This is a genomic window from Dermabacter sp., from assembly GCF_032550575.1.
In the GTDB taxonomy this organism is placed as follows: domain Bacteria; phylum Actinomycetota; class Actinomycetes; order Actinomycetales; family Dermabacteraceae; genus Dermabacter; species Dermabacter hominis.
The window spans coordinates 97,909-111,723 of the sequence record NZ_JAWFZC010000003.1; the positions used below are offsets into that span (position 1 = coordinate 97,909).

General features: G+C 65.1%; 9 protein-coding genes. 3 read left to right on the forward strand and 6 right to left on the reverse strand.

The window, feature by feature from the left end; all coding sequences use genetic code 11:
* The first annotated feature begins 2 nt into the window (after positions 1-2).
* Positions 3-611, forward strand: coding sequence for a DUF4126 domain-containing protein (locus tag E6X30_RS04760; RefSeq protein ID WP_070435602.1), 609 nt, complete (start codon positions 3-5; stop codon positions 609-611).
* A gap of 3 nt (positions 612-614) precedes the next feature.
* Here the strand turns inward: E6X30_RS04760 and E6X30_RS04765 are convergent, their stop codons facing one another.
* Complete coding sequence (locus E6X30_RS04765; RefSeq protein WP_316335802.1) at positions 615-2,660, reverse strand: M3 family metallopeptidase; 2,046 nt, start codon at positions 2,658-2,660, stop codon at positions 615-617.
* A 130-nt stretch (positions 2,661-2,790) separates the two neighbouring features.
* On the reverse strand, positions 2,791-5,109 hold the full coding sequence (locus E6X30_RS04770; protein WP_083288050.1) for an alpha-galactosidase: 2,319 nt from the start codon (positions 5,107-5,109) through the stop codon (positions 2,791-2,793).
* 196 nt (positions 5,110-5,305) lie between these two features.
* Between E6X30_RS04770 and E6X30_RS04775 the strand changes: the two genes are divergently transcribed.
* Positions 5,306-6,517, forward strand: coding sequence for a pyridoxal phosphate-dependent aminotransferase (locus tag E6X30_RS04775; RefSeq protein ID WP_034371851.1), 1,212 nt, complete (start codon positions 5,306-5,308; stop codon positions 6,515-6,517).
* 18 nt (positions 6,518-6,535) lie between these two features.
* Here the strand turns inward: E6X30_RS04775 and E6X30_RS04780 are convergent, their stop codons facing one another.
* The 4 genes from E6X30_RS04780 to E6X30_RS04795 all read right to left on the reverse strand — a co-directional run bounded on the left by E6X30_RS04780 (position 6,536) and on the right by E6X30_RS04795 (position 11,557).
* On the reverse strand, positions 6,536-7,987 hold the full coding sequence (locus E6X30_RS04780; RefSeq protein WP_016663812.1) for an FAD-dependent oxidoreductase: 1,452 nt from the start codon (positions 7,985-7,987) through the stop codon (positions 6,536-6,538).
* Positions 7,988-8,228: 241 nt separating this feature from the next.
* Positions 8,229-8,894: an AIM24 family protein gene (locus E6X30_RS04785; RefSeq protein WP_016663813.1), complete on the reverse strand. Its 666-nt coding sequence runs from the start codon at positions 8,892-8,894 to the stop codon at positions 8,229-8,231.
* 61 nt (positions 8,895-8,955) lie between these two features.
* Positions 8,956-11,289 (reverse strand): cation-translocating P-type ATPase, encoded by a 2,334-nt coding sequence (locus E6X30_RS04790; protein ID WP_070435603.1) that lies wholly within the window; start codon positions 11,287-11,289, stop codon positions 8,956-8,958.
* A 46-nt stretch (positions 11,290-11,335) separates the two neighbouring features.
* Positions 11,336-11,557 (reverse strand): heavy-metal-associated domain-containing protein, encoded by a 222-nt coding sequence (locus E6X30_RS04795; RefSeq protein ID WP_016663815.1) that lies wholly within the window; start codon positions 11,555-11,557, stop codon positions 11,336-11,338.
* A gap of 144 nt (positions 11,558-11,701) precedes the next feature.
* Here E6X30_RS04795 and E6X30_RS04800 point away from each other — a divergent pair, with 144 nt between their 5' ends.
* Positions 11,702-13,762, forward strand: a complete 2,061-nt coding sequence (locus E6X30_RS04800; protein ID WP_316335803.1) for a serine/threonine-protein kinase — start codon at positions 11,702-11,704, stop codon at positions 13,760-13,762.
* Positions 13,763-13,815 lie beyond the last annotated feature (53 nt).

A 13,815-nucleotide genomic window follows, 5' to 3' on the forward strand; every position in this document is an offset into this window, starting at 1 on the left:
CCGTGGAAGCCTTCATGATGACCCTTAGCTCCGGCGTGGTGAGCGGAGTGCGCCCGTACCTCATGCTGCTCGTGCTCGGCCTCGCGGGGCGCTTTCTCGAGGTGCAGGAGATTCCCCAGGTGATGCAGCGCACCGACGTTCTGGTGATCGCCGCGATTCTCGTGATCGTGGATTTTTTCGCGGATAAGGTGCAGTTTCTCGATTCGGTGTGGGATGGCATCAACACCGTCGTGCGGCCCGTGGCCGGCGGCGCGATCGGCTTCCTGCTTGGTGGGGAGACGGATACGACGACCGCGGTGGTCTACGCGGCTGTGGGCACGTTTGCGGCACTTGGCACGCACGGCGCGAAAGCTGCGACTCGCGCGGCGGTCAACGTCTCTCCCGAGCCTGTCTCGAACGTGGTCGTAAGCGTGATCGAGGATATTGCTGCCGTGATCCTCGCGATTTTCGCGGTGCTGCTGCCGATCCTTGCGGGCATCGCCGCGGTGTTCATCCTGATCGCGGCGGTGGTCGCGATCGTCGTGCTCGTGCGGTTCGTGCGTCGATGGCGTGGACGCCGTGCTGCAACGAAAGGGGCGACACCCGAAGGCGCCGCCCCTGACGTGAACTAGCGACTAGATCAGACCGCGCCGCTTGAGCAGCGGCTCGTACTGGGCCTCGCGACCCGTCATATCCTTGAAGGCTTCGGGGATTGGGCGCGTTGCGCCGATCGAGAGCACGTAGGCGCGGAACTTGTCGCCGTTTTCGCGCGTGAGCCCGCCGTTCTCTTCGTACCAGGCGACCGTGTCCGCGTCGAACACCTCAGCCCACAGGTATGAGTAGTAGCCGGCCGCGTAGCCGCCCGAGAACGTGTGGTTGAGATAGCTCGTGCGGTAGCGCGACTCGACGAGCGGATGCATGAGACCCGCGTCCTCGAGCGAGGCCTGCTCGAACACGACCGGATCCTCGATCGGCTCGGCCTCGAGGGAGGCGGGGAGGCGGTGCCACGCCCAGTCGAGTGCGGCGGCGCGCAGATACTCGACCGTGCCGAAGCCCTCGCCCCACTGCTGTGAGGCGGTCACGGCATCGATGAGCTCCTGCGGCACGACCTCTCCGGTTTCGACGTGCTTGGCGTAGTTCGGCAGGATCTCCGGGTGGAACATCCACATCTCGTTGACCTGGCTCGGGTACTCGACGATGTCGCGCTCGACGCTGAGGCCCGAGAGGGTCTCATACGCGACGTTCGAGAAGAGGCCGTGGAGGGCGTGGCCGAACTCGTGGAAGAGCGTGCTCACTTCGTCGAGGGACACGAGCGCCACATCGCCATCGGCGGGTGCGCTGATGTTGAGGTTGTTGACGACGACGGGCTTCGTGCCCTCCGCGAGCGACTGATCGACAATGTTGTTCATCCACGCGCCACCGCGCTTCGTCTCGCGCGTGAAGTAGTCGCCGAGGAACAGGCCGAGCCCCTCGCCGCTCGCGTCGAAGACCTCCCAGACCTTGACCTCGGGATGATAACCCACGAGGTCTTCGCGGCGCTTAAAGGTAATGCCATAGAGTCTTTCGGCGGCGTAGAACACGCCGTCCTCAACAACGCGATCAAGCGCGAAGTAGGGGCGAAGTGCCGCGGTATCCACGCTGAACTCTTCGGCCTTGACCTTGTCGCTGTAGAAGGCCCAGTCCCACGGCTCGAGAGTGTCGATGCCATCCTGTTTTGCGCGGACCGCGATCTTTTCGGCCTCGCGGTTGGCGTTCGCCATCGCGGGTGCGCTCGTCTTCGCGAACAGTTCATCGACGGCCGCGGCGGTCCGGGCCGTGCGGTCGGCAACGGCGAGCGAGGCGAAATCCTCGAAGCCGAGCATCGCCGCCTTGCGGGCGCGCAGCGCCGCGATCTCTGCGGCCATCTGCCACGTGCGGTCGCCGCGCTCGACGCTTGCTTCGTAGAGGCGCTTGCGCACGTCGCGGTTCGTGAGGGAACTGAGCGCCGGCTGGTTCGTCGGGAGAATAAAGGTGAGCAGCCAACCTTCGCGGCCGGCTTCCTTCGCGGCGCGCGCCGCGGCGGCCTTTGAATCCTCGCTCAGCCCCGCCAGTTCCTCCTCGCTCGTGAGGTGAAGAGCCGCGGCATTCATGTCCCGCGTGACCTGCTGGCTGAACTCCGTTTGCGCCTTGGAAATATCGAGGTTGAGCTTCGCGAGCTCCTCGCGCTGCTCCTCGCTCAGGGCCGCGCCCGCGAGCGTGAAACGCTGATGGAACTTCTCCGTGAGTCGCACCTGTTCGGCGTCGAGCCCCGCCTCCTCGCGGGCCTCGTACACGGCGTTGAGGCGTTCGAAGATCTGCGGGTTGAGGTGCAGCTCGTTATCGAGCTCCGTGAGGAGCTCAGACACCTTCGACTCGATCTCAAGGAGCGGTTCGGTGCCGTCGGCGCTCGCGATGTTGTAGAACACGGTCGCGGCGCGGTTCAGGGTGCGGCTCGGTTGATCGAGCACCGCGACGACGTTCTCGAAGGTGGGCTCCGAGGTGTCGTTCGCGATCGAAGCGTAGGCCTCGCGCGCTTCGCGAATGCCCTGCTCGATCGCGGGCAGGTAGTGTTCGTCGCGGATCGCGGCGAAGTCGGGAAGGTTGTAGGGGAGGCTTGAGGCCTCGAGGAGCGGATTGGACGTCGCTGTTGCTTCTTCACTCATGCGGTAACCGTACCGAACGCCTACCCGCCCCGCACCGGTGTACCACAGTCCAAAACGCCTCCGTCCGCCCCACCGGATACAGCCAGGTGGGGCGGACGCGTGAAGGGGAAGACGTGGAGTGTGGCGGCCGTCAGTTCACGCGCGTGAGGCGCAGCAGCACCGTGTTTTCAGGGTTCAGGATCGGGGTGGTCATTCCGACGCTCGCCCACGTTCTACCGCTCAGCACCTGTTCCGTGACTCCACGCGCTTTGAATTCGGCGTTGAGCCGCTCGTATTCGCGCGCATTGCCCGGCGTGGGCGCGAGGATTCCCGAAGCGCTGCTCATGACGGGCGAGGGGACGTAACCCGAGGGCTTCGCTCCCGGCACGAGAACCTCGAGCCTGTAGCGCGCATCGTCGTCGAGACCCGGGAAGTAGAGGCGGCCCGTCTGGTTGGCGTCGCTTCGTGAGAGAGCCGTGAAGGCAAAGAGTGCTCGGGAGGCATCGCGCGCGACGACGCCGTGGAGCGCGACCGAGTCGTCCCCGAGATCCACGCGCACCCGATCGCCCGTGAAAAGAAGATCGCGCTCGTCCTTATAGAGCTGCACCCACTCGCGAAGCTCCGCCATCTCCTCGTCGGTGGCAAGCCTCAGATCCCATTCGATGCCGAAATGCCCGAAAAGCGCGGTCGCGGCGCGGTAGCCGATCGAGTGGAGGCGGCCAGTCGTGTGGGAGGCGCCCGAGGCGACGTGCGAGCCCATGAGCTCCAGGGGGATCAGCTGGTTCGTCCAGCGGTTCATCATTTGGCGTTCGAGCGGATCGATGCAGTCCGATACCCACACGCGGTCCGTGCGCTCAAGAACGCCGAGGTCAACGCGTGCACCACCCGATGAGCACGATTCGATCTCGAGGCCCGGGAAGCGCTCCTTCAGCTCATCGAGGAGACGATAGGTGGCGAGGGTCTGCGCGTGAGTCGCGGGCTGGCCGGTCTCGCGAAAGCCCGCCTCAATGAGGTCGCGATTGTGATCCCACTTGATGTAGTCGATGTCGTTGGCCTCGAGGACCTGGACCATCTGATCGCGCACATGCGCGTACGCCTCGGGAATCGCGAGGTTGAGGACCTGCTGGTGACGCGACTGCTCGGGCAACCGCTGCATCGTCGTGCCCATGATCCACTCGGGATGCTCGCGCGCCACTGCCGAGTCCTCGTTGACCATTTCCGGCTCGAACCACAGGCCAAACTGCATGCCGTGGCCCTTGACGTGCTCGATGAGCGGCGTGAGCCCGTTCGGCCACACGTCCGTGCTGACAACCCAGTCGCCGAGGCCCGCGTAGTCGTCACGGCGATCGCCAAACCAGCCATCGTCGAGCACGTAGCGCTCAACACCGAGCTTCGCGGCGCGATCCGCGAGATCCTTGAGGCGGTCGAGGTCATGATCGAAGTAGACGGCTTCCCACACGTTCAAGGTGACGGGGCGGTTCGTGTCCACGTGGTTCTCGCGCGAGCGCAGCCACGCGTGGAAGCGCTGCGCGACCTCGTCGAGGCCCACGCCGTGGCTCGCGTAGACGTCAGGCGACTCGTAGCTCTCGCCGTGCGCGAGCACGACCTCGCCGGCGAACAGCCCTTCGCCGCCCGCCAGGATTGTCTCTCCCGCACTCGTACGCTCCACGACGTGGCGGTGCTGGCCCGAAAAGCCCGTGTGCAGCGCCCATACCTCGCCGGACGAGTAGGTGAAGCCTCGCTCGCCCACGTGCATGAGGAACGCCGAATCGGCCCCGGTGCGCCCGCGGCGGTTCTCGCGAAGGTGCTGGCCCACGCGCACCGGCAAGCGCTGAGGTTCGCGCTCGCGGGTCCAGCGGCCAGCAAAATCAAGGATTTCGTTCGCTTCCGACGGCACCGGGAGCGCCATCGTGAACGACTGCAGCCGGTAGTTTCCCTCCCCGCGATTGGTGAGCGTGCCGCGCATGCGCACGAGCCCAGAGTTCAGTAGTTCGAGGGTGAGCACGACTTCGAGACCGAGGGCGGCATCCTCGAGCGTGAGGGAGAGGACGTCTTTTTCTCCGGAACCGTCGGGCGCGTTCTGCCGTAGCGTGTGCGCCACAAGGCCGAGTCGCGGAGCGAAGCCGGAGCCGTTGTCGCGCCCGCCAAGGAGGCCGGGCTCGCCGAGCCAACCGTCGGCATCCTGGGGGAGGAGGCCCGTGCGTGGGGGAATGTCGAGGGCGTTCTGGTTCGGGGCGACCGTTGCAGCATCAAGGATGAGGTCGAGCTCGTCGCGCGTGAGGTCGCCGAGGTCGGAGCCCCAATAGGCGACCGCGGGCATGCGGCCCTCGGTCAGGTCGAGGACGATGCCCACCCCCGCGCGACTCAGATAGAGCGCGCGCTCGGTTTCGAGAGCGCGAGTGGCACAGGAGCGGAACGCGCGGAAAGAACGCGAAGCAGCGGTGGCGTGGGCGGTGCGGGCGAGTGGCATGAAGGAGATCCTTTGTGCTTGGGGCGTCCGTGACCCACTTATTTTCGCACCAAAATAAACCCGCGTCTACCTCCGCAGTCAGGGCGGAGAAGATGACGGGCAGGGGCAGCCTCGGGGATCCTGGTCCGGTGTCGGGGTCGAGGAAGCGCAGAGCGTGTGGAGATTGACCGCGGAGGGTAGGGAGTACACTCAGCCCATGGAATTCACGCAGGCGGCGAAGCTACAGAACGTCCTCTACGACATCCGCGGGCCGGTCCTCGACGAGGCTGCGCGCATGGAGAACGAGGGGCACCGCATTCTCAAGCTCAACATCGGCAACCCCGCGCCGTTCGGCTTCGAAACGCCCGACGAGATCCTCGTCGACTTCATCCGCCAGGCTCATGTCTCCCAGGGCTACACCGATTCCAAAGGCATCGTCGCGGCCCGTCGCGCCGTCGCCCAGCACTACCAGACCCGCGGCCTGCCAGGGCTCCACCTCGACGACATCTACCTCGGCAACGGAGTGAGCGAGCTGATCCAGCTCACCGCTCAAGCACTCGTCAACGACGGCGACGAGGTGCTCATCCCCATGCCCGACTACCCGCTGTGGACCGCGTGTGTCACCCTCGCAGGCGGGACTCCCGTGCACTACCGCCTCGATGAAGACAACGACTGGTTGCCCGACCTTACAGACATCTCCGACAAGGTCACGCCCCGCACCAAAGCCATCGTCGTCATCAACCCCAATAACCCCACCGGTGCGGTGTACACGAAAGAGAACCTCACAGGCATAGTCGACATCGCCCGCAAGCACGGGCTCATGATCCTCGCCGACGAGATCTACGACAAGATCCTCTACGACGACGCGACCCACACCTCGATCGCCTCGCTCGCCCCCGACCTCTTCACGATCACCTACAACGGCCTGTCCAAGGCCTACCGGGTCGCGGGTTTCCGTGCCGGCTGGATGGTGCTGTACGGGCCGAAAGAGCATGCCAAAGGCTTCATCGAAGGCCTCGACATGCTCTCGAACATGCGCCTATGCGCCAATGCTCCCGCGCAGCACGTGATCCCCACGGCGCTCGGCGGCTATCAAACGATCAATGACCTCGTGGCCCCAGGTGGCCGGCTGCGTGAGCAGCGCGATGTCGCCTACGAGGCTCTTGCACGGATCCCCGGCGTAAGCGTCAACAAGGCGAAGGGGGCGCTCTACATGTTCCCGAAGATCGACCTCGACATGTACAAGATCGAGGACGACGAAGAATTCGCACTCGGCCTGCTTCGCCAAAAGAAAATCCTCATCACAAAAGGCACGGGATTCAACATCCCCACACACGACCACTTCCGCGTCGTGACCCTGCCCGACGTGGACGTGCTCGAGAACGCGATCGACCGTATCGCCGACTACCTCGCGAGCATCCGCCGCTAGCAGCGTGTGGCGCGCCGGTTATTCGCCGCGCGCGATCCGGATCATCTGCTCGCGGTCGATCTCCTTGAGCGATGGGCGTGCGTTACCGTCGGAATCCTTCCGCTTCGCACCCGCCTGGATCTCGTGGTCGTGAAGGCGCAGCCACCCGTCCCAATCGACGTAGCGGATGCCGCGCTCATCGAGCAGGCGAACAATCGAGTCGGGGTCGCGATCCGGGCACGGCTCGAGCACGCCTTCCTCGATGTCTTCGATCATGTGGGTGACGGTCTCGATTGCGTCCGATTTCGTGGCACCGATCAGCCCAACGGGCCCACGCTTGATCCAGCCGTTCGCGTAGCACGCGGGCACAACAGCGCCCTCGGCGGTCGTGACACGGCCCTCGTCGTTGTGGATAACGCCGCGCACCGGGTCATAGGGAACCCCGGGCAACTCCGAGCCGAAATAGCCGACGGCGCGGTAGACCTGCTGGACGTCGTACTCGACAATCTCGCCGGTGCCCTCGAGCATGCCGTCGTCGGCGATCCGGGTGCGCTCGAATCGCATGCCCGTCACGCGGCCGTCCTCGCCGACCACTTCGACGGGCCGGTGCCAGAAATGGAGGTGGAGCCGACGCTTGACCTCGCCGCCATCGCGGTCCGTGGGCTCAGCGCCGCTCGCCTCGAGCTCCTTCTGCGCTTCGAGCCAGCCCTCGAACGTGCTCACGACCTGATCGATGCGCTTATCGGCGCGGATGCGCTCCCATTCCTCGTCGCTGATCTGCGCGAAATCGCGCTCGTCGAGGATGACCTGCACGCCTTTCGGATGGGCGAGCTCGCGCGTTTCGAGCGGGGAGAACTTCACCTGGGCGGGGCCGCGGCGGCCAAATACATGCACGTCGGTGATCTGTGAGGCTTTGAGGCCTTCGTAGACGTTGTCGGCGATCTCGGTCGCAAGGAGCTCGTCGGCGCTTTTGGCGAGCATTCGCGAGACATCGAGCGCGACGTTGCCGTTACCGATCACGGCAACGGATTCGGCATCGAGTCGCCATTCGCGCGGGTAATCGGGGTTCGAGTCGTACCACGCGACGAAGTCGGCAGCGCCGAAGCTACCCTCGAGGTCGATCCCGGGGATGTCGAGTTGGGCGTCCTTGAGTGCTCCCGTGGCGAAAATGATCGCGTCGTAGCGTTCGCGCAGGTCCTCGAGGGTCAGATCCGTGCCGAATGCGACGTTGCCGAAGAAGCGCATGTCGCGACGGTCGAGGATGCGGTGAAGTGCTGTCGTGATGCCCTTGATGCGCGGATGGTCGGGGGCGACTCCGTAGCGAATGAGGCCGAACGGTGTGGGTAGCGCATCGAAAATATCGACCTCGATTGCGAGCCGGCCCTTCTTGACGTGCGGCGTCTTGTTGAACGTCTCCGCCGCGTACACGCCGGCCGGGCCGGAGCCAATCACGGCGATGCGGAACGGGATGTCGGTGAAGGTGCTGGTCACGGAGGTCCTTGAGCTCGGCGGGTATGCCCGGTGCGTGTGCACTTCGGGCTTTTCGATACTCGAGCCTAGCGTTAAAGCTCGTCTTGGGCGAGAAAGTGTGAGCAGCGTGCGGCCCGACGAGCGCTCAGGTGCCGTCGGGCCCTCCACGAAGGAAAACCGAGGGTGTAGAAAGGCGGCTCGGCGCCCCCGTCGCGGGGCGTGCCGGGCCGCCTTTCTAGACCCTCAAGAGTGGATGGTGTTTTTAGTATTCGGCCGGCTGCACAACCACAAAACCGGGGCCGTGGAAGGCCAGCTGGAAGGCTTCGCCCGAGCCGCGGCCAATGAGTGCACCGGCATTAAAATCGTTCTTGATCTGCGGCTGGAGGTTTGCCGACCAGCACACGACGGCCTGCGGATCCACATACGTGGGCTGCTGCGAGCAGTCGAGCAGGAGCGGCTCACCGTGCGAGGCGATCGCGACCATGCCGTGTCCCTGGAGGAACAGGTTCGTGAAGCCGCCCGCGACGAGGCCCGCGCCGAGGCCGCCGCCGATCATCTTGATGTCCCACTCGATGCTCGAGTCGAAAGCGAGCATCTTCGAGGTGTTGAGGGAGAGGGCTTCTCCTTCGAGCTGGATGAGGAAGATCTGCGAGCCGTTCTTGGCGAAGAAGATTTCGCCGTTGCCGGTGGTGCGCATCATGTTGGCGCCCTCGCCGGTGGCCAGCTTCTTGACGAGCTTCATGCCGCCGCCAGAACCCTGGTACTTGAACTTCATCTCGCCCTGGTAGGCGACCATGGCCCCGGAGGAGGAGACGATTTCGGGTGCGCCGGGATTGAGACGGCAGCGCAGCATTCGCTTGGACTGGAGAGCCCAGCGGTCGTTGGTCTGGACTTCCTGGTGTTCGGGTGAAAAGAGTTCAGATCTCATGGCTTCACCCTAGGGCGAGCTGACTCCTATTTTCCTGGAGATCATGAGAACAGAACAATTGTTATTGGAACCGCTTGAGCCGCAGCGAATTGCTCACCACGAAAACGCTGGAGAAGGCCATGGCCGCGGCCGCGATCACGGGGCCAAGGAGCCCGAGCATCGCGAGCGGAATGGCGATGACGTTGTAGATGAATGCCCAGAAGAGGTTCCAGCGGATCGTGCGCACGCTCGCCCGCGAAAGGCGGATCGCGGTGGGAATCTGCGCGATATCGCCGCCCGTGAGCACGATGTCGCCCGAGTTCATCGCGGCATCGGTGCCGGTGCCCATCGCGAAGCCAAGATCGGCTTCGGCGAGGGCCGCCGTGTCATTAATGCCATCGCCAACCATCGCGACGCTTGCCCCTTCGCCGCGAAGGGACTTCACGAGGTCGAGTTTTGCCGCGGGGGTAAGCGAGGCGTGAACCTTCTCGATGCCGACTTCGCGCGCAATGTGCTCGGCCGCGGCAGGGTTGTCGCCGGTCGCCATGACGGGCTCGATGCCGAGCGCGCGAATCTCCTCAACGACCTTCGTCGCTTCGGGCTTCACGGTGTCGCTCACGCGCACGAGCCCCGCAATCTCGCCGTTGACGCGCACGATGGAGGTCGTGTGACCCGCCTGCTCGGCTTCGCGGAGGGAAGCGGCGAGAGGGGCGGGCAGGCTGGGCACGGTGGGATTTTCGGTTCCGGCGCTTGCCTGGCCAGCGTCGGATGCCGCGGTAATCTCAACCTCCCACGGCCCCGTTATTCCCCCGAGCGACCCGCTCACGCGCGCCGTGAGGCCTCGGCCGACGTGAGCCCGCGCATCCTCGAGTGTGAGGGCATCGCTGCTGCCGCCGGCCGCTTCCACGATCGCGCGCGCGATGGGGTGTTCCGAACCCGATTCGGCGGTACCCGCGAGCGCGCGGACGTTTGCTTCGCTCCAGCCTTCGGCGGGTGTCACGGAGTGCACACGCATCGCGCCGCTCGTGAGAGTGCCGGTCTTGTCGAGAACGATCGTTGCGATGTCGCGAGAGCTCTCGAGCGTGCTTGCCGAGCGAATGAGGATACCGAGTTCGGCGCCACGGCCCGTGCCCACCATGATGGCCGTGGGGGTTGCGAGGCCGAGCGCACACGGGCATGCGATGATCAGAACGGCGACGGCCGCGGTGAATGCCTGTTCCGTGGTGCCCCCGAGTGCGAGCCACGCGACGAGCGTGAGGACTGCGAGCACGATGACGACGGGCACGAAGATGCTCGAGACCTTGTCAACGAGCTGCTGCACGGGAGCTTTGGAAGCTTGCGCATCCTCGACCATTTTCGCGATGTGGGCGAGCTCGGTGTCGGCGCCCACGCGCGTAGCGCGCACAAGGAGCCGGCCCGTGGTGTTGACCGTTGCGCCCGTGACCTCGGTTCCGGGCGCGACGTCCTCGGGGATACTTTCTCCCGTGAGCATCGAGCGGTCGATGGCTGAGGCACCCTCAAGGACCACGCCGTCTGTCGCGACCTTCTCCCCGGGCCTCACGACGAAAACATCGCCGACCTGCACCGCGCCGATGGGAACCTCAACTTCGGCGGTGCTGCCGTCGGACTGAAGCTCCACAATGGTGGCATTCTTCGCGCCGAGGTCAAGCAGCGAACGGATGGCTGCGCTCGACTGGTGGATGGCGCGGGCCTGCGCGTAGCGCCCCGCGAGCACGAGGGTCGTGATGACCGCTGCCGATTCGAAGTAGATTTCGTGCGCACCGTGTTGGTTCCGGCTGAAAGCGGCGCCGAGGCTCATGTCCATCGTCATGCCGATTTCGCCTGCGCCGCCGAAGAGAAGGGCCCAGATCGACCACAGGTACGCGGCAAACGTTCCCATCGTGACGAGGGTGTCCATCGTGAAGCCGCCGTGCTTGATGTTCACCCAGGTCGCACGGTGAAATGGCGCGCCGCAGTAGAACACGACCGGCGTCGCGAGAATGAGCATCGCCCACTGCCAGCCGGGGAACTGCAACGCCGGGATCATTGAGATGAGGAAAATTGGCGCCGAGAGGATTGCTGCGAGGACCGTGCGGATTAGCGTGTCGCGCTTGTCGCGCGCGGCGCGCTCCTCGGCGCTTGTGTCGGGGCCGTGGATCGATGTGCTTTCGGCTGCCGCCTCCCGCACGTGAGCCCCATAGCCGCCCTTTTCGACGGCTTCGACGAGCTGCGCATCGGTGATCGACGGGTCGCTCACCTGCACGCTCGCGCGTTCGAGTGCGAGGTTGACGACCGCGTCGACATCGCCCACGCGCCGCAGCTTCTTCTCCACGCGCGCGACGCAGCTCGCGCACGTCATGCCGGTGACATCGAGGGTAACGGTGCGCGGTGCGGTGTGGGTTTCAGTGCTGCTCATGGGGTCCTTCGGGGTGTGGTGCGGCCGGGTTCAGGATGGGGAGGAGTTATCCGACGATGGCGTAGCTTTCGCCGGCTTCCTCGATTGCGGGGGCGATGTCGGCCTTGGTGAGGGCGCGATCTGCCTGGATCGTGAGGGTCGATTCGCCGCCCTTGACGAGTTCGACTTCGGCGCTCTCAACGCCAGCGAGTTCGCCGACCTCTTCTTTAACGGCATTGACGCAGTGGCCGCACGTGAGGCCCGTGATCTTGAAGGTCGAGGTGGTCATGGTGTGCTCCTTGATGTTTGTGATGGTCCTGGTTCGTGTGGTCGCGGTGGGCGCCACAGCATCCAATATACCCCCTAGGGGTATTAGATTCAAGGGGGTGACAACTTCAGGGCTCCGCCTGAGGGGATCGGTAGCATGGGGCGCATGAGTACCCCCACGAATCCAGGCGGCAACTTCGGCGCGCGCACACCCCAGCGCCGCCCCAGTTTCTACGAATCGCACCTTCGTGAGATGCTCGTCGACTCGGGCTATGCCATTCATGAACGGATCGGCAGCGGGGGAATGGGAATCGTCTACCGCGCAACCGACGCGGCCGGGCTCGACGTCGCCCTCAAGGTGCTTCGACCCGAAATCGCCGGCGACGAGCGCGCCCGTGCCCGACTCAGCCGAGAGATGCGCGCGCTTCAACGCGTCAATCACCCGAACGTTTCCCGCGTGCTCGATGCCGAATTCGACCTCGACGTCGCTTTCCTCGTCACCGAGTACATCTCGGGCCCCACCTTCCAGAAAGTCATTGACGACTGGGGGCACCTTCCGCTGCGATGCGTACGCGAAATCGGTTTGCCGCTCGGCAAGGCCCTTCTTGACGTTCACGAGAAGGGGATCGTGCACCGCGACCTCAAACCAAGCAACATCATGCTTCGTACCGGTAATGGCTCTCACTTCGACTTCGACATCGACCCAGTCGATCCGGTCATTATCGACTTCGGCATCGCCCAAGCCGCCGAAGAGTCCCGCATGACCTCAACGGGGCTCATGATGGGCACGATCTCCTACCTTGCCCCTGAGGTGATCAGCAACAACATCGTCGACGCCGCTGCCGACTGGTGGGCCTGGGCCGCGATGCTCGCCCACGCCGCGACCGGGTTCCCGCCCTTCGGCAAGGGGCGACTCGGCACGGTCTACAACCTTGCCAGGATGTCTGGCCCCGACCTCGAAGGGCTGCCGGAGCCGTGCATCGAATGGTTCAAGGGTGCATTTGCCCCTGAGCCTGGCGATCGCACGCCGCCGGAGAAGCTCATCGAGGCTCTCGAGCACGATGTGGATGCATGGGTGTATGGGAACTACGACCCAACCTCCTCGTCCCCGTCTTCCCCTTCCACCCCCGGCGAGCTCCCGACTTCTCGGATTGAGACAGGTGAACGCAGCACACTCGATGGCCCTATCGGCGCCGGAACGGCGGGCTCGGGCGCCGCGGCACCATCGGGTGCAGCAGCTCGCGCAGCTGAGGCGACGGCGCCCCTACCTCCGTACAGCCCCCCGAGGTCAGGAGGGGGAGAGGAGGAGAGCACGGGGGCAATGCATGACGCCACTGATGAATTGGACGACACGGATGAGTGGGATGTCTCCAACGAGGAACCCACCCAAGTCATGCCCGTTCTCGATGAAACTCCCACGGCCCGATTCGCGCCCATCTCGACCCCTGCCGCGCCGCCCGTCGCTCCGCACGCGGGTGCGATGCCCGCGTGGCAACCGTCGGAACCGACGCCGCAGGCGCCCATGCCAGCTGCTGGCCTGCAGGGCCCTTTCCCCGCGGCGCAGTACCCTCCGGCCCCCGGCGCGCAGCCGTACGCGATGCCGTTGCAGCCCCTGCCCTACCACTTGCGCGAGCCCAAGCGCCGCACAGCGCTCGTGCTGCTCGGTATGGCGCTCTTCACCGCCTTCGGCGCACTCGTGCCGCTCGCCGCGCTCATCCTGCTCGTGCTGATGACAGCCCTTGCACGAACGTGGCAGCGTTCATGGATCGCGCAGGAAAAAGGCCAGGACAGAGGGAAAGGCTCGGGTGGGATCACCGCTTCGATCGCGCTCTTGGCAGTACCGCGATTCCTCGGTGCCCTTCTCGAGGCGCTCCTTCAAGCGCTCATCCCCGTGATCGTCACGGCCGGAATTCTGCTCGCGACCGACGCCCTACTCGTGTGGCTCGCGCGCTTCGAGGTGCATTACGCCGTGTACGCGGGAGTACTCGTGGGCGTCACGACCCTGTCGCTGTGGTGGGGCATCGGCTCACGCACGACGCGCCACGGCAGCCACCGCCTTTTGCACGCAGCCACACCGAGCGGGCTGTGGACCGCGATCTTCGCCGCCCTCCTCCTCGTGCTCATCGCAGCCGTGTGCTTCACGATTGCCTCGCGCGGCGGACACATCGACTACTTCCCGTACGTGGGTGAATTCCGCCTCGAAGACATCTCGCCCTGGAGGAAATGAGGCATCCACGCGCGTATCCTCTAAGCTGGCACGCGGCGATTCGCCGTTTACCG